This window comes from Pseudonocardia abyssalis (assembly GCF_019263705.2).
Lineage (GTDB): Bacteria > Actinomycetota > Actinomycetes > Mycobacteriales > Pseudonocardiaceae > Pseudonocardia > Pseudonocardia abyssalis.
On sequence record NZ_JADQDK010000001.1, the window covers coordinates 2,115,877 to 2,135,864 of the forward strand.

19 protein-coding genes are annotated in these 19,988 nt (G+C 75.3%); 8 read left to right on the forward strand and 11 right to left on the reverse strand.

Features of this window, described 5'->3' with window-relative positions:
- Positions 1-26 precede the first annotated feature (26 nt).
- Both I4I81_RS10115 and I4I81_RS10120 read right to left on the reverse strand, forming a co-directional pair.
- Positions 27-1,436, reverse strand: a complete 1,410-nt coding sequence (locus tag I4I81_RS10115) for a hypothetical protein (RefSeq protein WP_218602687.1) — start codon at positions 1,434-1,436, stop codon at positions 27-29.
- Between the two features lie 46 nt (positions 1,437-1,482).
- A complete protein-coding gene (locus I4I81_RS10120) occupies positions 1,483-3,216 on the reverse strand; it encodes a DEAD/DEAH box helicase (protein ID WP_225924531.1) in 1,734 nt (577 codons plus the stop codon).
- A 171-nt stretch (positions 3,217-3,387) separates the two neighbouring features.
- Between I4I81_RS10120 and I4I81_RS10125 the strand changes: the two genes are divergently transcribed.
- The 3 genes from I4I81_RS10125 to I4I81_RS10135 all read left to right on the forward strand — a co-directional run bounded on the left by I4I81_RS10125 (position 3,388) and on the right by I4I81_RS10135 (position 5,100).
- Entirely contained in the window at positions 3,388-3,615 is a 228-nt protein-coding gene (locus I4I81_RS10125; RefSeq protein WP_218602689.1) for a hypothetical protein, read from the forward strand.
- Between the two features lie 64 nt (positions 3,616-3,679).
- Positions 3,680-4,399, forward strand: coding sequence for a tyrosine-protein phosphatase (locus I4I81_RS10130; protein WP_226363861.1), 720 nt, complete (start codon positions 3,680-3,682; stop codon positions 4,397-4,399).
- A 17-nt stretch (positions 4,400-4,416) separates the two neighbouring features.
- On the forward strand, positions 4,417-5,100 hold the full coding sequence (locus I4I81_RS10135; protein WP_218602690.1) for an HAD family hydrolase: 684 nt from the start codon (positions 4,417-4,419) through the stop codon (positions 5,098-5,100).
- Between the two features lie 10 nt (positions 5,101-5,110).
- Here the strand turns inward: I4I81_RS10135 and I4I81_RS10140 are convergent, their stop codons facing one another.
- From I4I81_RS10140 to I4I81_RS10155, 4 genes are read right to left on the reverse strand one after another with little or no spacing between them, the layout of a single operon-like run.
- Entirely contained in the window at positions 5,111-7,681 is a 2,571-nt protein-coding gene (locus I4I81_RS10140; protein WP_218602691.1) for a Tex family protein, read from the reverse strand.
- A gap of 46 nt (positions 7,682-7,727) precedes the next feature.
- Positions 7,728-8,546, reverse strand: a complete 819-nt coding sequence (locus I4I81_RS10145) for an HTD2 family dehydratase (protein ID WP_218602692.1) — start codon at positions 8,544-8,546, stop codon at positions 7,728-7,730.
- Between the two features lie 4 nt (positions 8,547-8,550).
- The gene (locus tag I4I81_RS10150) at positions 8,551-9,735 is read right to left on the reverse strand and encodes a class I SAM-dependent RNA methyltransferase (protein ID WP_218602695.1); all 1,185 of its coding nucleotides are present in this window, start codon (positions 9,733-9,735) and stop codon (positions 8,551-8,553) included.
- Positions 9,732-11,798, reverse strand: a complete 2,067-nt coding sequence (locus I4I81_RS10155) for an APC family permease (RefSeq protein ID WP_218616000.1) — start codon at positions 11,796-11,798, stop codon at positions 9,732-9,734. Before I4I81_RS10155 ends, I4I81_RS10150 begins: the two co-directional genes overlap by 4 nt.
- A gap of 60 nt (positions 11,799-11,858) precedes the next feature.
- Between I4I81_RS10155 and I4I81_RS10160 the strand changes: the two genes are divergently transcribed.
- Together I4I81_RS10160 and I4I81_RS10165 are read left to right on the forward strand one after the other, a co-directional pair.
- Complete coding sequence (locus tag I4I81_RS10160) at positions 11,859-12,521, forward strand: potassium channel family protein (RefSeq protein ID WP_218605323.1); 663 nt, start codon at positions 11,859-11,861, stop codon at positions 12,519-12,521.
- A 3-nt stretch (positions 12,522-12,524) separates the two neighbouring features.
- A complete protein-coding gene (locus tag I4I81_RS10165; RefSeq protein ID WP_218605322.1) occupies positions 12,525-13,181 on the forward strand; it encodes a potassium channel family protein in 657 nt (218 codons plus the stop codon).
- Positions 13,182-13,184: 3 nt separating this feature from the next.
- Here the strand turns inward: I4I81_RS10165 and I4I81_RS10170 are convergent, their stop codons facing one another.
- Complete coding sequence (locus I4I81_RS10170) at positions 13,185-14,225, reverse strand: cation diffusion facilitator family transporter (RefSeq protein WP_218605321.1); 1,041 nt, start codon at positions 14,223-14,225, stop codon at positions 13,185-13,187.
- A 38-nt stretch (positions 14,226-14,263) separates the two neighbouring features.
- Here I4I81_RS10170 and I4I81_RS10175 point away from each other — a divergent pair, with 38 nt between their 5' ends.
- Positions 14,264-14,611 carry an ArsR/SmtB family transcription factor gene (locus I4I81_RS10175; protein WP_218605320.1) on the forward strand — a complete coding sequence of 116 codons (348 nt, stop codon included), beginning with the start codon at positions 14,264-14,266 and terminating at the stop codon, positions 14,609-14,611.
- Here I4I81_RS10175 and I4I81_RS10180 read toward each other — a convergent pair.
- Together I4I81_RS10180 and I4I81_RS10185 are read right to left on the reverse strand one after the other, a co-directional pair.
- Positions 14,608-15,246, reverse strand: a complete 639-nt coding sequence (locus I4I81_RS10180; protein ID WP_226363863.1) for a DUF3159 domain-containing protein — start codon at positions 15,244-15,246, stop codon at positions 14,608-14,610. The two genes, I4I81_RS10175 and I4I81_RS10180, sit on opposite strands and share 4 nt — an antisense overlap.
- Positions 15,247-15,302: 56 nt before the next feature.
- A complete protein-coding gene (locus tag I4I81_RS10185; protein WP_218605319.1) occupies positions 15,303-15,680 on the reverse strand; it encodes an OB-fold nucleic acid binding domain-containing protein in 378 nt (125 codons plus the stop codon).
- A gap of 165 nt (positions 15,681-15,845) precedes the next feature.
- Here I4I81_RS10185 and I4I81_RS10190 point away from each other — a divergent pair, with 165 nt between their 5' ends.
- Entirely contained in the window at positions 15,846-16,574 is a 729-nt protein-coding gene (locus tag I4I81_RS10190; protein WP_218616001.1) for an alpha/beta hydrolase, read from the forward strand.
- Between the two features lie 5 nt (positions 16,575-16,579).
- Here I4I81_RS10190 and I4I81_RS10195 read toward each other — a convergent pair whose 3' ends face one another.
- Both I4I81_RS10195 and dut read right to left on the reverse strand, forming a co-directional pair.
- Entirely contained in the window at positions 16,580-18,886 is a 2,307-nt protein-coding gene (locus I4I81_RS10195) for a DUF3710 domain-containing protein (RefSeq protein WP_218616002.1), read from the reverse strand.
- On the reverse strand, positions 18,883-19,368 hold the full coding sequence (gene dut, locus I4I81_RS10200) for a dUTP diphosphatase (protein WP_372453684.1): 486 nt from the start codon (positions 19,366-19,368) through the stop codon (positions 18,883-18,885). Before dut ends, I4I81_RS10195 begins: the two co-directional genes overlap by 4 nt.
- A gap of 134 nt (positions 19,369-19,502) precedes the next feature.
- Between dut and I4I81_RS10205 the strand changes: the two genes are divergently transcribed.
- The gene (locus I4I81_RS10205) at positions 19,503-19,985 is read left to right on the forward strand and encodes a DUF3093 domain-containing protein (RefSeq protein WP_218605632.1); all 483 of its coding nucleotides are present in this window, start codon (positions 19,503-19,505) and stop codon (positions 19,983-19,985) included.
- The last annotated feature ends 3 nt before the right edge of the window (positions 19,986-19,988 follow it).

Sequence of the window (19,988 nt, forward strand, 5' to 3'; positions counted from 1 at the left end):
TACCCCCGGCGCCGCCCCCTCACAAGTCAGGGCACGAGCGGCGCGAGCGCCTCCAGCACCGCACGGTTGACCGCGCACAGGTCCTCCGTGGTGTCGCGGGCCAGGGTGACGACGCCGGCGATCCCGTTGCCGAGCTGCATGGTCGACAGGCACAGCGGGGCCTCGCCCGACGCCGGGGCGGCCCGGTGCTCCAGGCCGGGGCGGCCGCCGAACTGCGTGGCGACACCCGGGCGTGCGGCCGGGTCGGTCGAGTACGCGCCTGCGGCCGGTCCCCAGCTCAGGATCGACGCGAGCGCGTCGGAGGAATAGTCGCAGCCCACGCGGTAGAGCGTGTCGGTGTCGACCGGCGACGGGAACGGGCGCGGGTCGATCCCCGGCGGGCGCACCGCGGCCGGGAACGCCGACCAGCCGACCGTCGCGCACGGGTCGAAGGGCGCGCCCACGTCGTCGGCGGTCGGGAAGTCCTCCAGCGACCCCAACGCGAACGCCCCCGGCGCCGCGGCGACCGGACCCGGGAGCCCGACCGCGTCCAGGTCGGCACGGGCTGCGGCGCAGTCGGCCGTGGTGACGGCGAGCGTCTCGCGGAACAGGTAGGGCAGCGACGGGGCGAGCAACGTCGTGTCGCTCGCCTGCCGCGTCACCGTGCACCCGTCCGGTGCGTCGTCGACGACCTCGACGCGGCCGCCGGGCAGCAGCACAGCGGAACCCTCGACGTCGGCCTCGACCTGGGACAGCCCGAACGCCACCCGCAGACCCGGGGCGGAACAGGCGCGCGGGCCGTCGACGGTCACGTCCGCCGCATCGGGGGCCAGTGCGGCGAGCACCGCGCAGGGGTCCTGCTCGTCCAGCGCGAACGCCGGGTCGGTGCCCGCGGCCGCCCGCCGCGGCGGGTCGTCGATGCGGGGCAGGACGTCGGCGAGGTAGTCACCGGCCAGTGCGCACGAGGCGCCCGGGTCACCGGCGACCTCCCCGCGCACGACGACGCCCCAGCCGAGCGCGACCTCCCGGACGTACCCGCACTCGGACCGCCCCTGCGCCTGCGGGGCCGCGGCCACGGGCGCGAACGTGCGCGCGTCGACCTCGCGGGGCGCACCGGACCCCCGCACGACCTCCGTGACCTCGATCGTCACGTAGGACAGCGCGCCGTCCGCGGCGGCCTCCAAGGCGATCTCGCATCCGTCGTACCCCCGCACCGGACGCACCGCGAAGGCGACGGCCGCGGTCTCGCGCTCCGCCGCGGCCACGTCGTGCATCGCGCACACGTCCCACGAGCGGAAGATCGCCATCTGTTCGGCGAGGACCCGCTCGGCGTCGCCGAAACCGACGTCGGCGACGGGCACGTCGCGGGCCGGCGCCCCGGTGCCGGGCACGACGGCCGAACACCCGGCCATGACCGTGAACGCGGCCAGCGCCGCCACCGCCGTCCGCCCGCGCATCGGGCGAAACTAGCAGAGCGGCGCTAGACCGTTCGTCCTAACGCGACTAGTCCCTCTGGCCCGCTCCGGCGCCCGCGAACCCGCGGTCTCGCCGGACGTTGGCCCGGCGACCCTTGAGCGTCGTGGTGCCGCGCAGGCTGCGCAGGACGTCGTCGGCGGCGTGCTCCGGGATCTCGACGAGCGCGTGGCGCTCGTGGATCTGGATGGCGCCGATGTCGCGGCCCGTCAGGTTGGACTCGTTGGCCAGCGCACCCACGATGTCCTGCGGGCGCACGCCGCTGGCGCGGCCCGCGTTGACGAACAGCCGCGTGGTGCCGGCCTTCGGCGCGCGGGTGCCCGCGGCCGCTCCGCCGCGACCACGCGTGTCGCGGGGGCCGCGCGCGTCGCGCGAACCCGAGCGCGGGGCGCTGACGACGGGGATGTCCTCGCCGTCGTCGGGCGAGCCCGCGGCGGAGGTCATCAGCCGGATCGCCGCGGCGGCGACGTCGGCGGGGTCGAAGTCCTCGGCCAGGGAGGCGATCATCGCGTCGACGCCGTCTCCTGCGTCGGGCGTGCCGGTCTCCAGCTCGGCGCGCAGCGCCTCACGGGTGCGCTCGAGGCGGGCGGCGCGCAGGTCGGCGGCGGTGGGCACCGGCGCCATCTCGATGGTCTGGCCGGTGAGCCGCTCCACGTTGCGCAGCGCGTACACCTTCGACGGCGGCGCGAGCGTGATCGCCACGCCTTCGCGCCCGGCCCGGCCGACGCGCCCGATGCGGTGGACGTAGGCCTCGGAGCTCTGCGGCACGTCGTGGTTGACGACGTGGGTGAGCAGGTCGATGTCGAGGCCGCGGGCCGCGACGTCGGTGGCGACGAGCAGCTCGGTGCGCCCGCTGCGCAGCCGCTCGACCACCCGGGTGCGGTGCTCCTGGTCCATGCCGCCGTGCAGCGCCTCGGCGCGCAGGCCGCGGCCGGTGAGCGTCTCGGTGACGGCGTCGACGTCGAGGCGGGTGCGGCAGAAGACGATGGCCGCCTTCGGCCGCTCGGCCTCCAGGACGCGCCCGAGCGCGGCGGTGGTGTGGGTGCGGGGCACCAGGTACGCGGTCTGGCGGACCTGCGGCGCCTCGCCCTCGACGGCCTCCTCGCGGGCGATCCGCACGGTGACCGGCTCGCGCAGGTACTTCTGCGCGAGGGTCTCGATGCGGCGCGGCATGGTGGCGCTGAACAGCACGACCTGCCGGGTGTCCGGGGTGGCGTCGAGCAGCGTCTCGATCTCCTCGACGAAGCCCATGTCGAGCATCTCGTCGGCCTCGTCGAGGACGACCATCTCCAGGTCCTGGAGCTTGAGCGCGCCGCGGTTCATCAGGTCGATCGCGCGGCCCGGCGTGGCCACCACGACGTCGACGCCCTGGTGCAACGCCTTGAGCTGCGGCCCGACCGGCGCACCGCCGTAGACGGTGAGCACGCGGGTGCGCAGGTGCGAGCCGTAGCGGGTGACCGCCTCGGACACCTGCAGCGCGAGCTCGCGGGTCGGCGCCAGGATCAGGCCGAACGGCGCCGCGCCGCGGTCGCGGGCGGGGCGCAGGTCGGTGAGGCGCTCCAGCATCGGCAGCGCGAACGCCGCCGTCTTGCCGGTGCCGGTGGCGGCCTGGCCGAGCAGGTCGCGGCCCTCCACCAGAGGGGTGATGGCCTGGGCCTGGATCGGGCTCGGGCTGGTGTAGCCCAGCTCCTCGACGACCGAGAGGAGCTCGGCGCGCAGGGGGAGTTCGGCGAAGGTGGTCAGGTCGGAGTCGTGCTGAGACAAATGAAGTCTTCCGTCGCAGTCGGCGGGCACACGTCGGCGTACCCGCGGGCGAGCCCGCGGGCCCTCTGCACGAAATCTGCCTGGCCGTTGCGGTCTCTGATGGCCTTCAACGCACCATCGACCGGTAATACTCCCAGGTGACACCGCTCACGTCACCATCGGGGTGCGATCATGGGCCCCGTGGCGCACTCCCCCGACGGCTTCGACTACGCGCAGCACGGTGACGAGGTGCGCATCAGCCACCGCGGCCGGCCCGCCACGACGCTGCGCGGGGCCGCCGCCGCGCAGTTCCTCGTCGAGGTCGAGTCGGGTGACCCGCAGCAGCTGATGGCCCGTGTCACCGGCGACTACAAGCGGGGCAACGAGCGCACGGCCCGGGACCACCCGCGCAACCGCTGACGTCACATGGGTCGTGGGTCACGATGTGGCTCGCCGTTCACCTCGCGCGGGGACCCTGGTCGACGTGACGATCTCCCCCGCTCCCGCCAACCTGCGTGACCTGCGCGGCCTGCGCACCGACGACGGCCGGATCGTGCGCCGGGGTGTGCTCTACCGCAGCGAGCTGCCGCTGTCGGGCACCGCCGCGTCGGCCACGGTCGCGATCTGGCCGCCCGCCGACGTCATCGACCTGCGCGTCCCGGGTGAGGACCCCGCACCGCACCGCCTCGACCGCCCCGGCACCACGGTGCACTCCGTCCCGATGGGCGCCGACCTCGCACCGGCGCTGGCCGCCGAGCAGCCCACCGGTCACGACCTGGCCGAGGCGTACCGGCTCCTCGCCCGCGACGCCGCCGGCTCCATCGCGCACATCGCCGGGGTCGTCGCCGGCTCCCCCGGCCCGGTGCTGGTGCACTGCACCGCGGGCAAGGACCGCACCGGCGTCGTCGTCGCGGTGCTGCTGCGGGCGGTGGGCGTCCGCCGCGCCGACGTCATGGACGACTACCTGCGGACCGAGGCCAACCTCCCGCAGCTGTGGGCCACGCTGCGCGCCGCCGGGATCCACGAGCCGCGCAACCGCGCACTGATGGGCGTGCAGGCCGCGGCGCTGGAGGCGGTGCTCGACGAGGTCGAGGCCTACGACGGCGGTGCCGCGGGCTGGCTCGCCGCGCACGGCGTCGACGAGGCCGTGCTCGCGCGGCTCACCGACCGCCTGCTCGGGGCGGCGCAGGTCGTCGCCGCCTGATCGCGCAGGATCAGCGCATGAGGCTGATCCAGTGGGACGTCGACCGCACGCTGCTCGTCGGCGGCGGCGTGGGCGTCGAGGCGTACGCGGCGGCGTTCACCGCCGTCACCGGTATCCCGTGGCGCGGCGCGCTCGTGGCCGCGGGCCGCACCGACCTGTCGATCACCCCGGAGCTGTTCGCCCAGCACGGCATCGACGACGCCGGCCCGCACCTGCAACCGTTCTTCGCCCGCTACGCCGAGGAGTTCGCCGGACGCTCCGCGCGGATGGCCGTCGAGGGCAGGCTCCTGCCCGGTGCCGCCGAGGTGCTCGCCGCGCTGGCCGGGCGGCCCGACGTCGTACAGACGCTGGTGACCGGCAACATCGCCCCCGTCGGCATCGGCAAGGTGGCCGCGTTCGGTCTCGACGGCTGGCTGGAGACCGCCATCGGCGGCTACGGCGACGACCACCCCGTGCGCACCGAGCTGGTGCGCCGCAGCCGGGAGCGCGCGGAGGCGGCCCACGGCCCGTTCGCCGACGCCGACGTGCTCGTCGTGGGCGACACCGTGCACGACGTCGCCGCCGCGCTCGGGGCCGGCGTCGTGGCCGTCGGCGTCACCACCGGCCCGGCCACCGCCGAGGAGCTGATGCACGCGGGCGCTCACCACGTGCTCGTCGACCTCTCCGACGTCGACGCGGTGGTGGCGGTGCTGGCGAGCTGAGCCCCGGCCGCTACTTCTTGCCGCCGTCGGCCAGGCCGGCCCGGCGCAGGGCGTCGGCCATCGCGCTGTTGCCGAGCCCGCCGCCGCCGGGACTGCTGCTGGAGCCGCCGCGGGACCCGCCCGATCCTGCTCCGCGGCCGCCGCCGCCCTGGCCACCGCGGCCGGCGTCGATGCGCTTGCCGTCGCCGCGCCTGGGGTCGCCGCGCCTGGGGTCGGAGCGCTTGGGGTCGGAGCGCTTGCCGCCACCGCCCTGGCCGGCTCCCTGACGGGGGCCGGCGCCACGCGGGCCGCCGCCGGGGCGGTCACCCTCGGGCCGCCCGCCGCCGGAGCGGCGCTCGCGCTGCGACACCGGCTTCCCGTCGGCCCCGACCTCGTCGTCGAGGCGCAGGGTCAGCGAGATGCGCTTGCGCGCCTCGTCGACCTCCATCACCTTGACGCGCACCACGTCGCCGTTCTTGACGACCTCGCGCGGGTCGGACACGAAGTCCTTCGACATCGCCGACACGTGCACCAGGCCGTCCTGGTGCACGCCCACGTCGACGAACGCCCCGAACGCCGCCACGTTGGTGACCTGGCCCTCCAGCAGCATCCCCGGCCGCAGGTCCGAGATCTTGTGGACGCCGTCGGCGAACGTGGCCGTGCGGAACGCCGGGCGAGGGTCGCGGCCGGGCTTCTCCAGCTCGCCGAGGATGTCGGAGACCGTCGGCAGACCGAACGTCTCGTCGACGAAGTCCTTGGCGCGCAACGTCTTGATCTTCGACGCGTTGCCGATCAGCGTGGAGACGTCGACCTTCGCAGTCTCCACGATCCGGCGCACCACCGGGTACGCCTCGGGGTGCACGCCGGACATGTCGATCGGGTCGTCGCCGCCGCGGATGCGCAGGAAGCCCGCGCACTGCTCGAAGGCCTTCGGGCCCAGCCGCGGCACGTCGGCCAGCGCGGTGCGGGTGCGGAAGGGGCCGTGCGTGTCGCGGTGCAGCACGATCTGGGTGGCCAGGCCCTCGGTGATCCCCGAGACGCGGCGCAACAGTGGCACCGACGCGGTGTTGACGTCGACGCCGACCGCGTTCACGCAGTCCTCGACGACCGCGTCGAGCGAGCGTGACAGCGCCGACTCCGCGAGGTCGTGCTGGTACTGGCCCACGCCGATCGACTTGGGGTCGATCTTCACCAGCTCGGCGAGCGGGTCCTGCAGGCGCCGCGCGATCGAGACGGCGCCGCGGATCGAGACGTCGAGGTCGGGCAGCTCCGCCGAGGCGAACGCGGAGGCCGAGTACACCGACGCCCCGGCCTCGCTCACCATCACCGGCGTCAGTTTGAGTGCGGGGTTGGTGGCGGCGAGCTCGCGCGCGAGCTGGTCGGTCTCGCGCGATGCGGTGCCGTTGCCGATCGCCACCAGGTCGACGTCGTGGGCGGCGGCCAACCTCGTCAGCGTCGCGAGCGAGCCCTTCCAGTCCCTGCGGGGCTCGTGGGGGTAGATCGTGTCCGTGGCGACGACCTTGCCCGTCGCGTCGACGACGGCGACCTTCACCCCCGTGCGCAGGCCGGGGTCCAGGCCCATCGTCGCGCGGCTGCCCGCCGGGGCGGCGAGCAGCAGGTCTCGCAGGTTGGTGGCGAAGACGCCGATCGCGCCCTCCTCGGCCACCGTCCGCAGCCGCACGCGGATGTCGATGCCCAGGTGCAGCAGGATCCGGGTGCGCCAGGCCCAGCGCACGACGTCGCCGAGCCACTTGTCGGCCGGACGGCCCTCGTCGGAGATCCCGAACGCCTTCGCGATCGTGGCCTCGTAGTCCGTGCGCACCCCGGGCTCGGCGGGCTCGCGATCGGGCTCCAGCGACAGGTCGAGGATCTCCTCCTTCTCCCCGCGCAGCGCGGCCAGGATCCGGTGGGAGGGCAGCTTCGTGAACGGCTCGGAGAAGTCGAAGTAGTCGGAGAACTTCGCACCCTCGGCCTCCTTGCCCGCCTGGACCTTCGTGACGAGCACGCCGCGCGTCCACATCCGCTCGCGCAGGCCGCCGATGAGGTCGGCGTCCTCCCCGAAGCGCTCGACGAGGATCGCCCGCGCCCCCTCCAGGGCCGCGGCGACGTCGGCGACCGTGTCGTTCAGGTACCCGGCCGCGGTCCCCTGCGGGTCCAGCGACGGGTCGCCGAGCAGGGCGTCGGCCAGGGGCTCCAGGCCCGCCTCGCGCGCGGCCATCGCCTTGGTGCGACGCTTGGGCTTGAACGGGAGGTAGACGTCCTCCAGCCGCGCCTTGGACTCCGCGGCACGGATCCGGCCCTCCAGCTCGGGCTCGAGCTTGCCCTGCTTCCGGATCTCCTCCAGCACGGCGGCGCGCCGGTCCTCCAGCTCCCGCAGGTAGCCCAGGCGCTCCTCGAGCGTGCGCAGCTGCGCGTCGTCGAGGGTTCCGGTGGCCTCCTTGCGGTACCGGGCGATGAACGGGACCGTGGCCCCGCCGTCGAGGAGCCCGACGGCCGCGGCCACCTGGTGGGGGCGGACCCCGAGCTCGTCGGCGATGCGCTGCTCGACGGTGTGCGGGCCGTGCGGCACGGTGTTCCGGATGGCGGGGGCGGTACTCGTCACCCGTCCATGGTGCCCGGTGACGCTCGGCGCACCGACTCGCGGGGTCCTAGCCGAGCGTCACCCCACCGGTGACCGCAGGTGACCGCCCCGGCACCCCGGCCGCGAGGTCGTCGGGCGACCCGGCCGCGGCCACCGGCGTCCCGGCGAACACCGGCCGCCGCAGCCGGTAGGAGAAGCCGGTGACCCGCCGCGACGGGGCGAAGCGGCGGGGCAGCTCCAGCAGCAGCAGGGCGAGCAGGGGGCCGTGCACGACGAGACCCGGGTAGCCCTCGACCCCGGTGACGTACGGGTGGTCGTAGTGGATGCGGTGGGTGTTGTAGGTCAGCGCGCTGAAGCGGAACAGCATCGGGGCGTCGGGCGCGAGGTCCAGGCGCCACCCCCCGGCGGGCAGCTCCCCCGGCGCGTCCGGGGCGAGCGCGCGGGCGGTGCCGGCGGGCTGGCTGCGGTAGGCGAAGTCCTGCTCCTCCACCTGCACCAGCGCCCCGTCGACGGTGAACTCGTGGCGCTGCGTCACCAGCACCATCTCCCCGCTGCGCCCGGTCTTGGGCACGACCGACACCAGCGACGAGCGCCGGGTGACGAGATCGCCGACGCGCAGCGGCGTGCGCACCTCGAGCCGGCCGCCGGCGAACATGCGCCGCCGGTCCGGCATCGGCGGGAGGAAGTGCCCGTGGGCGGGGTGCCCGTCGTCGCCGAGGTCGGCCTGAGCCGGGTGGTCGAGCAGGTGGAACCCGTGCCACATCGGCGGGAGCTCCGGCCCGGGCGGCTCGACGTCGAGCAGGGCCGCGAACGCCTCACCGGGCCACGGGTCGATGCGGGCGGTGGTCTCGACGGGCTCGGGTGCCCATCCGGCCAGGTCGATCACCTGCTCAGACCCGGACGAACAGCGCCACGCACTCGAAGTGGTGCGTCATCGGGAACGCGTCGAACGCGCGCAGTTCGGTGAGCGCGTACCCGCGCGCCTCGAACAGGGACACGTCGCGGGCCAGGGCGGCCGGGTCGCACGCCACGTGCACCACCCGCTGCGGCCCGCGGTCGCACAGGGCCTCGACGAGAGCCTTGCCCAGCCCCTTGCGCGGCGGGTCGGCGACGACGACGTCCGGCTGCCCGTCGAGGGTCTCCACGAGCCGCTCGACGCGCCCGACCCGCCACCCGATCTGCGGCAGGTCGGCCAGCGCCGCCCGCCCGTCCGCGACGGCCTGGCGCGAGGACTCGACGACGGTGACGCCGCCGTCGGGACCGACCTGCTCCGCGAGCACGGCCGCGAACAGCCCGACGCCGCCGTAGAGGTCCCACGCCACGCCGCCCGCCGGGGCGTCGGCCCACTGCGCGACGACCGCGGCGAGGGTGTCGGGCAGGGCGGGGTGCACCTGCCAGAAGACGCCGGGCGAGAGCCGCCACTCCCGGCCCACGGCCCGCTGGACGACGGGACCGTCCTCCGGGAAGCCGCCGGCCTGCGGGCCGGGGGCGTCGACGTGCAGCAGCCCGTCGGCGTCGGAGGCGATCTCCACCTCTCCCCCGGGCTCGAACGAGTGCGCGAGCACCGACGGCAGCGTGCCGGCGGGGGCGAGCGGGCAGTCGGCGATCGGGAGGACGTCGTGGCTGCGGTGCGCGCGCAGCCCGGCACGGCCCGCGGCGTCGACCGCGAGGCGCACGCGGTGCCGCCAGCCCAGCGGCCCGCCGGGCAGCTCCTCGACCACGGTGGGCCGCACGACCCCGGCGAGGCGCTGGAGCTGCTCGGCCAGCACGGCGCCCTTGAGCGCACGCTGGGCCGCCGGGTCGGCGTGCTGCAGGTCGCAGCCGCCGCAGCCGCCCGCGCGGGCCCAGACGCACGAGGACGGCACGCGGTCCGGCGACGCGTCGAGCACGGCGACGGCGTCGGCGCGACAGAACGCACCGCCGCCGTCCTCGCTGACGACGGCCCGCACCCGCTCGCCCGGCAGCGCGTGCCGTACGAACACGACCCGCCCCTCCGAGCGCGCGACGCAGTGCCCGCCGTGCGCGACCGCGCCGACGTCGAGATCGAGGATCCGGTCGGTCCAGTCGGCCGTCACCGGCGCACCTCTGACTTCGTCGTGGGGGCCTTCGTCGTGGGGGCCTTCGTCGTGGACGTCTTCGGGAGGGGGGCGGGCGGCGTCTCGTACCCGCGCCGCGTGGACCCGGGCGGGGTCTCCGGCCGCCGCGTCGTGACCCGCTCCGAGGACGCGAGCTGCCACGGCACGCTCGTGACCATCACCCCGGGCTGGAACAGCAGCCGCCCCTTGAGCCGCAGCGCGCTCTGGTTGTGCAGGATCTGCTCCCACCAGTGCCCCACCACGTACTCGGGGATGAAGACGGTGACGACGTCGCGCGGGTTGTCGCCGCGGATCCGCCGGACGTAGTCGAGGACCGGCTTGGTGATCTCCCGGTACGGCGACTCGATGACCTTGAGCGCCACCGGGATCTTGCGCTTGTCCCAGTCGCGCATCAGGCGCTTCGTGTCGGCCTCGTCGACGTTGACGGTGACCGCCTCGAGCACGTCCGGGCGCGTGGCCCTGGCGTAGGCGACGGCCCGCAGCGTGGGCTTGTGCAGCGTGGAGACCAGCACGATCGCGTGGTTGCGCGAGGGCAGCACGCCGTCGCCGTCGCCCGCGACCAGCTCGGCGGAGACGCGGTCGTAGTGCTTCTGGATCGCCATCATCAGCAGGTAGAACACGCCCATCGCGGCGATCGCGATCCACGCCCCGCGGGTGAACTTGGTGATCAGCACGATGATCAGCACGACGCCGGTCATGCCCGCACCGAACCCGTTGACGACGCGCGCGCGGCGCATCCGGCTGCGCTCGGCGGGGTCGGTCTCCCCTGCGAGGAGCCGGTTCCAGTGCCGCAGCATGCCGAACTGGCTCAGCGTGAACGAGGTGAACACGCCGACGGTGTAGAGCGCGATCAGCCGCGTCACCTCGGCCTGGAACCCCACGACCAGCAGGATCGCGACCCCGGCGAGCACCAGGATGCCGTTGGAGAACGCCAGCCGGTCGCCGCGGGTGTGCAGCTGGCGGGGCAGGTAGCGGTCCTGGCTCAGGATCGAGCCCAACACCGGGAAACCGTTGTAGGCGGTGTTGGCGGCGAGCACGAGGATCAGCGCGGTGACCACGACGACGAAGAAGAAGCCGGGGCGGAAGTCGTCGAACACGGCGTCGGCGAGCTGGGCCACCAGCGTCTGCTGGACGTAGCCGGGAGGTGCGCCGGGGAACTGGACCGCCGGGTTCTCCGCGATCTTCGCGCCGGTGAGCTGGGCCAGCCAGATCAGGCCCATGAACATCGTGACGGAGATGCCGCCGAGCAGCAGCAGCGTCTTCGCCGCGTTGCTCGACTTCGGCTTGCGGAACGCCGGTACGCCGTTGCTGATCGCCTCGACGCCGGTGAGCGCCGCACAGCCCTGCGTGAACGAGCGGAGCACCAGCAGCGCGAGCGCGAGCCCGGTGAGCGCGTCGCCCTCGGCCACCAGCTCCAGACCGGCGCTCGGGGCCTGCACCGTCTCCCCGAACAGCAGGATCCGCGTCAGCCCCCAGATGATCATGGTGGCGATGCCGATCATGAACGCGTACGTGGGGATCGCGAACGCGACACCCGACTCGCGCACCCCGCGCAGGTTCACCGCGGTGAGCACGACGATCGCGGCGACGGCGAACTGCACCTTGTGCTCGGCGACGTAGGGCACCAGCGCCCCGACGTTGGCCGCGGCCGCGGAGATCGAGACGGCGACGGTGAGGGTGTAGTCGACGAGCAGCGCGCTCGCGACCGTCAGTCCCGCCCGCTTGCCCAGGTTGACGGTGGCGACCTCGTAGTCGCCGCCGCCGGACGGGTACGCCGTGACGTTCTGCCGGTAGCTCGTGACCACCGTGAGCAGCACGATCACCACCGCGAGCCCGATCCAGGGCGAGAAGGCGTACGACGCGACGCCCGCGATCGACAGCGTCAGGAAGATCTCCTCTGGCGCGTAGGCGACGGAGGACATGGCGTCGGAGGCGAAGACGGGGAGCGCGATCCGCTTGGGCAGCAACTGGTGGCTGAGTCGATCGCTTCGCTGCGGTCGCCCGACCAGGATGCGCTTCACCGCGGTGGCGAGCGTGGACACGGGCGCAGCCTATGCCGCCGGCCCGCGGTTCGAGCAGCGGGCGCGCTAACGTTGCGTCCCGTGTACGTCGTGATCATGGGGTGCGGCCGGGTCGGCTCGTCGCTCGTCGCCGGGCTGGAACGCCTCGGCCACGAGGTGGCGGTCGTCGACCGGAACCCGCAGGCCTTCCGCAGGCTCGGCCCGGAGTTCCGCGGCCGACAGGTCATCGGCGAGGGCTTCCACCGGGAGGTGCTGGTGGAGGCCGGGGTCGAGCGGGCGAGTGCGTTCGCGGCGGTCTCCAGCGGAGACAACTCCAACATCATCGCCGCGCGGGTCGCCCGGGAGAGCTTCGGCATCGAGCGGGTCGTCGCGCGGATCTACGACGAGAAGCGCGCCGCGGTCTACGAGCGGCTCGGCATCCCGACCGTCGCGACCGTGCCCTGGAGCACCGACCGGCTGCTGCGGATGATCCTGCCCGACGGCGTCGCGTCGGCGTGGCGGGAGCCGTCGGGCACGGTCGCGATCCTGCCGCTGCCCGTGCACGAGGACTGGGTCGGGCACCCGGTCTCCGAGCTGGAGCGCGTCACCGGGTCCCGGGTGGCGTTCGTCGTCCGGTTCGGCACCGGCGTGCTGCCCAAGCCCGACACCGTCGTGCAGGCCGAGGACACCGTCTACGTCGCCGCGGTCTCCGGCACGGTCAGCGACGTCACCGCGGCCGCGGCCGCTCCCCCGCAGGAAGGCTGAACCATGCGCGTCGCCATCGCGGGAGCGGGCGCCGTCGGGCGGTCCATCGCGCTCGAGCTCCTCGACAACCACCACCAGGTCATGCTCATCGAGCGCGAGCTGGCCAACATCGCGCCCGAGACCGTCGAGGCGGCGGAGTGGGTGCACGCCGACGCCTGCGAGCTGTCCACGCTCGAAGACGCCGACATCGAGAGCTGCGACGTGATGATCGCCGCGACCGGCGACGACAAGGTCAACCTCGTGGTGTCGCTGTTGGCGAAGACCGAGTTCGCGGTGCGCCGGGTGGTCGCGCGGGTGAACGACCCCCGCAACGAGTGGCTCTTCGGCGACAACTGGGGCGTCGACGTCGCCGTGTCCACCCCGCGCCTGCTCGCCGCACTCGTCGAGGAGGCCGTCGCCGTCGGCGACCTCGTCCGGCTGCTCACCTTCCGCCAGGGCCAGGCCAACCTCGTCGAGGTGACGCTGCCCGCCGACACCCCGCTCGCCGGGCGTGCGGTCCGCTCGCTGAAGCTGCCCGTCGACTCTGCGCTCGTCGTGATCCTGCGCGGCGGACGCGTGATCGTGCCGCAGGCCGACGACGCGCTGGAGCCGGGCGACGAGCTGGTCTTCGTGGCCACCGCAGCGGTCGAGGAGGACATCCGCGCCGCGCTGCGGAGCTGAGGCTCACCCCAGGTGGTGCGCCAGCTCGGCGTGGTGGGCCGCTCCGTGCTCCCCCGCCGGGCTGACGTGCACCGACGCCGCCGCCAACCGCGGCACGTCGTGCAGCAGGCGGTGCTGGGCGCGGGCGGCGAGGGCGTGCGCGTCGACGACCGACAGCGTCGGGTCGACGGCGATCGCGGTCTCGGCGCGCAGCCGGTGCCCGATCCAGCGCAACCGCAGCGACTCGACGTCGAGCACGCCGGGGACCTCGCGCAGCGCCGCCTCCGCGGTGTCCACGAGCGCGGGGTCGACCGCGTCCATCAGGCGCCGGTAGATGTCGCGGGCGGCGCCGCGCAGGACGACCAGGATCGCCGCGGTGATGAGCAGGCCGACGATCGGGTCGGCGAGCGGGAACCCGAGCAGCACGCCCACCGCCCCGCCGACCACCGCGAGCGAGGTGAAGCCGTCGGTGCGGGCGTGCAGGCCGTCGGCGACGAGCGCGGCGGACCCGATCCGCCGCCCGACCCGGATCCGGTACACCGCGACGAGCTCGTTGCCCGCGAACCCGATGACCCCCGCGGCCACCACGATGCCCACGTTCTCGATCGGTCGGGGCTCGATCAGCCGGTGGACCGACTCCCAGCCCGCCACGACCGCGGACAGCGCGATCATCGCGACGATGAACACGCCCGCGAGGTCCTCGGCCCGGCCGAAGCCGTAGGTGTAGCGGCGGGTGGCGGCGCGGCGGCCCAGCACGAACGCGATCCACAGCGGGACGGCGGTGAGGGCGTCGGAGAAGTTGTGGATCGTGTCGGCGAGCAGGGCGACGGACCCGGACAGGGCGACCACCACGGCCTGCGCGAGCGCGGTCACCAGCAGCACGACCAGGCTGATCTTCAGGGCGCGGATGCCGTCGGCGCTGGCCTCCAGCTCCGCGTCGACCGAGTCGGCGGCGTCGTGGCTGTGCGGACGGAACACCGAGGCGAGCGCCGCCCGGACCCCGGCGCGGGAGTGCCCGTGGCCATGACCATGACCATGACCATGACCCGTCTGCGTGTCGTTCACGGTTGCCAGGATGCCCTGCTCAGGGCCATCATGCAATCATGCGCGCGCACAACGGAGTGGCTGCTGCCAGCACCGTGCACGAGACCGAGCTGGCCGCGGAGGTGCTGGGTCACCTGGCCGACCCGACGCGGCTGCACCTGCTCCGGCTGCTCGCCGGCGGGGAGCAGGACGTATCGACGTTGACGGAACAGGTGGCGGCGTCACGGTCGTCGGTGTCGCAGCACCTGGGCCGGCTGCGCCTGGCCGGACTCGTGCAGGTGCGCCGCGACGGGCGGCGAATGCTCTACCGCGTCGGCAGCGACCACGTGCACGCGCTCGTCGCGGAGGCCTACGAGTTCGCCTCGCACGTGGTGCGGTCGATCCCGCACCACGTGGTGGACGGCTAGGTGGCCGGGGCCTCGCTGCTGCGGTGGGCGCGGCGGACGGCCCAGATCGTGAACAGCAGGGCCAGACCGGTGAGCGGGTAGCCCATGGCCAGGCGTGCGACGCCGAGCCAGGTCTCCTCGTTGGCGTCGTAGAGCAGCCCCTGCAGGACGACGCGGGAGGCGAACACGAGCGCCCACAGCAGCGTGGCGTAGGTGTAGGCGCGCAGCAGCAGCGGGTTGCGTCGCCAGCCCTGACCGTCGCCGTTGATGCCGTGCCAGACCACCCCGGCGAGCGGCCTGCGCACCAGCACCGAGACCAGGAACGCCACCGCGAAGACCCCGCTGGTGATCAGGCCGGGCAGGTAGAACCCGCGGGCCTCACCGGTGCGGGAGGCGATGAACGCGGCCAGGCCGACACCGAGCAGGCCCGAGACCGCGGGCTGCAACGGCTGCTTGCGGACGACGCGCCACACGGCCACGGCCACCCCGGCGACGAGCGCCGCGATGATCGCAGGCTGCAGCTCGAACAGGATGTTGGCGACGACGAACACGCCCACCGGGACCGAGGACGCGACGATGCCGGACACGCCGCCCATCTGGTCGAGCAGCGTCGGCATCTCGCGTGCGGGACGTTCCTTCTCCGGACCAGCCGTCACTGCGCCCTACCGACCTTCACTGCGCCTTACCGACCTTCACTGCGCCCTACCGACCTTCACTGGGCCTGGCAGATCTCGTAGTACGGGTTGTAGAGCACCTTGCGCCCGTCGCGGACGGCGAGCCGCCCCCGTACGCGCATCGTGCGCCCGGGCTCGATGCCCGGGATGCGCCGCCGGCCCAGCCAGATCAACGTGACTCCCTCGCTGCCGTCGAACAGTTCCGCCTCCAGGGACGCCGCGGCGTCCTGCGGACAGAACTCCACGCTGCGCAGCCTACCGAGCACCTCGACCTCGTCGCCGCAGACGCAGTCCGATGCGCGCTGGGCCCCGGACTTCTCGGCGTCGGAGGAGAGATCGTCGGCGTCGAGCGTGTCGACGTCGCTGGTCAGACGCTTGAGCATCCGCTTGAACGCGCCACCATCGGTGGTGCCCATCTCTCCCCCATCACATCCGGCGCCCGTCGTCGGGCCCGCTACCCTACAAGCGTAACTCCCCGGAAACCTGCCTCGATGCCCCCGGACGGGGCCGATCCCGCGCATCGAGCCGCACGCGCCGCGCCGAGCGCCGAACGGTGGGGCGGCTCGCCGGACGGTCGGCCGGTGACGGCGGTCCTCCTCCCCGGTTCCGGGTCCGACGACGTGTTCGTCCGGACCGCGTTCGCCGCTCCGCTGCGGGCCGCGGGCGTGGCGCTGCACGCACCCGTCCCGCGCCGCGGACGGGACGTGGTCGCCGGGTACCGGACGGCCCTCGACGGCGCCCTGGACCGAGCAGACGGGCCGCTGCTGGTGGGTGGGGTGTCGCTCGGGGCGCACGTGGCCGCGCGGTGGGCGGCCCGGGCCGGCGCCGGCCGGGTGGCGGGGTTGCTGCTGGTCCTGCCCGCGTGGGGCGACGACCCGGCCGCCGCGCCCGCCGCACTCGCCGCGCGGTTCACCGCGGTCCTGATGCGCCGCGACGGGCTGGACGCCGCGGTCGCGTCGGCGCGGTCCGGGGCGCCGGCGTGGCTCGCCGACGAGCTCGCGCGGGCCTGGGCCGGGCACGGCCCCGCGCTGCCCGACGCGCTCGACGCCGCCGCCACCGAACCCGGCCCCTCACCCGACGAACTACGGGGCCTCGACGTGCCGGCCGGGGTCGTCGGACTGTCCGGGGACGCCGTGCACCCGCTCGCCGAGGCACGGCGGTGGGCGGAGCTGCTCCCCCGGGCCACGCTGGTGACCTCCACTCTCGACGCGTTCGGCGCCGATCCCGCCGTGCTCGGCCGGGCCGCCGTCCGGGGGTGGGCCGCCGCCCGTGATCGGGAGGCCGGGCCGGACCGGGACGGGGCCCGCTGAGCGGATCAGCGGGGGCGGTGGTGGCGGCCGGGGCGGGGTACGGGCTCGTCGAGGAACGCCAGAGCCGGGGCGGACCCGTCCCGGGGACGGCCGTCGCGGGACGACGGCGGTGCCCAGTCGGGGTCCGGCGGCACGTCGACGCTGCGGCGGCGCCGGGGCGCGGGATCGACCGCGGGCACCGGGTCGGTGGCGGCGGCCGGCTCCGGGGCGCGGCGGCGGCCCGGACGCTCCCCCGTGGTCGACCAGCCGTACCGGTCCTCCGACGGGTGGGGGTCGATCGTCGACCACCCCGGCTGCGAGTCGGACAGCGGATCGGACAGCGGATCGAAGCCGACGGCCGGGGGGCCGCCGCGGCCGTGCTCGGAGGCCGTCCACGCGGACGCCGGGCGGTCCCACGCGGGGGGCTCGCTCCCCGGCGGGGTGCGCCGCCCGGGCGGCGGGGGCGACGGGAGGTCGCCGACGCCGTGACCGCCGGGCTCCGGCTCGTAGCGGGACCGGCGGCGGCCGGGCCGGTCGCGGACCAACGCGGCGAGGTCGAGAGTGGCCTCGGCGCCGGCCGGTTCGTCGTCGGCGCGCCTGCGGCGCCCGGACCGCGGCTCCGGCGCGACGGCGTCGAAGGCGGGGGCGGCGGGCGGGGCCGCGTCGGGGGACCCGTGGCGTGCGCGGCGGGGCGCGGGCCCGGGCTCCTCCGGGGGCAGCGCGGGCCACCACTCGGTGGGGGCGGGATCGGCCCCGGCGCCGTGCACCGGGACGGCGGTGTACCCGGCACCGGGCAGCCCGTGGTTGGGGGCGCCGTAGGTGCGGTCGTCGTCGTGGCCGTCGCCTGGGCCGGCGCCGGGGGCACGGCGCCGAGGGGCCCCGTAGCCCGTGCTCGGGCCGTCGTCGACGTCGTCGCGGGCTCGGCGGCGGCCCCCCGCGGGCGCCTCGCGCACGGCGGCGTCGGGGTCGTCCTGCAGCGGCGCCGCGGCGGCCCACGGGTCCGCGGCCGACCACGGTCCGGGTTCGCGGCCGGACCGGCCGTCGGTACGCGGGGCGTCCGGCCGGGAGACCTCGCCGAGAGCGGGCCACCATTCGGTGGCGGCGTCGTCGCGGGTGCGCCCGCCCGCGGTGGACAGGTCGGCCGGGTAGGGGTCACCGGTCGGGTCCGGGCCCAGCTCGCCGTCGGCGGGGTACCCCGCCGGTGCGGCCCACAGCGGGACGGGCGTCTCGTCCGGCCGGTCGTGCCGCGCGACGGGCAGCGCCTGCGTGGGATCGGCGGGGGGCGAGCCGATCCCGGCGGGCCGGCCGGGGTCGGGTTCCGGGGTCCAGCGGTCCGGCGTCCACCGGTCCGGGGTACGGGCGTCGGAGGTCCGGGCGTCGGAGGTCCGGTGGTCGGGCATCCGGGTGTCCGGGGTCCGGGCCTCGTTGCGGGCGGCCGCGGCGGGCGCCCGCGGCGGGACGGTCGGCGGCACCGGCCGCCGGTCCGCCGGGCGCAGCGGCTGGACGGGCGCGGGGGCCGACGCGGCCGGCGGGAAGGCCGTGACGGGCCGGATGACGGTCGGGGCGTCGATCCGCCGCGGCACCACCGGCGCGGGCGCCCGGACCGGGACGGGACCGGCCGGGGCCGCCGGCCGGCGCGCTGCCGGCGGAACCAGCGACGGGCGGGCGGGCGGCGCGGGCGGTCCGGGTACCCCGGCCGCCGAGTCGTCGACGACGTCGGAGTCGGCCAGCTCCTCGGGCACCGTCAGCGGGAGGACGGTGCGCACCGGGAACGGCGAGCGGCCGCGGTCGACGATCGTGCCCTTGAGCATCTGCCGCAGGGCGGCGTCGAGGTCGACGGCATGCCGCTCGGGCCCGGTGGCGACGCCGTAGAGCATCCAGCGGGCGCCGTCGACCCCGACGAACACGGAGGTGGCCGCCCCGGTCTGGGCGTGCAGCTCACGGCCCCAGTCGCCCTGGAACGACCGCACCCTCGCACCGCCCTCGCGCAGCGAGCTGTCGATCTCCGCGACCAGCTCCGCCCACAGCCCCGACGACTTCGGCGCCGCGAGCGCACTCACCGAGAGCCGCCCGCCGGGCAGAGCGACGTGCACGGCCTGCAGACGCCCGTTCGCCGTCGGTTCGACGGTGACGGTGCCCGCCTCCGGGACCGGCACGCGGATGGAGCCGAAGTCGAGCAGGCCGGGCGGGGAGCCGACGGCGGCGTCGAGGTCCTCGGCGTCGAACGGTCCGAAGTCGCGCTGGGCGGCGAACCGGCGGCGGATGGCCGCCGTGCCGAACGTGCCGGTCGACGTGGCGCGGCGCCCGACCCGGCCCGGGGCGTCGGCGGTCACCGGAGGCCCCCGTCCGGGGCGGGCGTGTCGAGGACGGCGTGCCCACCGGTGGACCCGTGGCCGCCCGCCCCGCGCACGGACTCCGGCAGCGCGTCGACCTCGACGAACCGCACCTGCTCCACCCGCTGCACGACGAGCTGGGCGATCCGGTCACCGCGGGCCAGCCGCACCTCGTCCTGGCCAAGGTTGACCAGGCAGACCCGGATCTCGCCGCGGTACCCGGCGTCGACGGTGCCGGGCGCGTTGACGATCGACAGCCCCGTCCGCGCGGCCAGACCGGACCGTGGGTGCACGAAGCCGGCGAACCCCGGCGGCAGGGCCACAGCGACCCCGGTGCCGACGAGCTCGCGGCGCCCGGGGCCGAGCAGCACGTCGTCGGTGCAGGTCAGGTCGACGCCGGCGTCACCGGGACGGGCGTACGCGGGCAGCGGCAGCGCGGGGTCGAGCCGGACGATCCGGACGTCCACCGGGGCCGGGCACACCTCGGCCGGGCGCTCGTCGACCGGCGACCCGCCCTGGGCGCGGTGGGGCTGCGCCGCGGGCGGTGCGGTGGACGGCGCCTGCTGGGGAGCATCGACGGGGCCGGACACGACGGGCGACGCTACCCTCAGGAATCGTGAACGAGCACCCATCGACGGCCGAGCCTGCGACGTCCGGCACCTCCGGGTTCGACGAGCGGTTGTCCGTGCCGTGGTGGTGGTACCTACCGGCCGTCGGCGTGGCGGTGCTGCTCGGCGCCGAGATCCACATGGGCTACCCGGGCGTCCGGGCCTGGATCGGGTACGCCGCGCTGATCCCCGTCGCGGTGGCCGTGCTGGTCTGGCTGGGGCGCGTCCGGGTACGGGTGTCCGGCGGCGTGCTGCGGGCGGGGGACGCCGTCCTGCCACTGGCGCACGTCGGCCACGTCGACGTGCTCCGCGACCGCGACGCCAAGCAGGTGGCGCTGGGTCCCGACCTCGACCCGACCGCGTACCTGCTGCACCGCGCGTGGGTGCGGCCGGTGGTGCGGGTACAGGTCACCGACCCCGCGTCCGCGGCCCCGTACTGGGTGGTCAGCGTGCGCGACGCCGACGGGCTGGTGGCCGCGCTCGGCAAGTGAGCG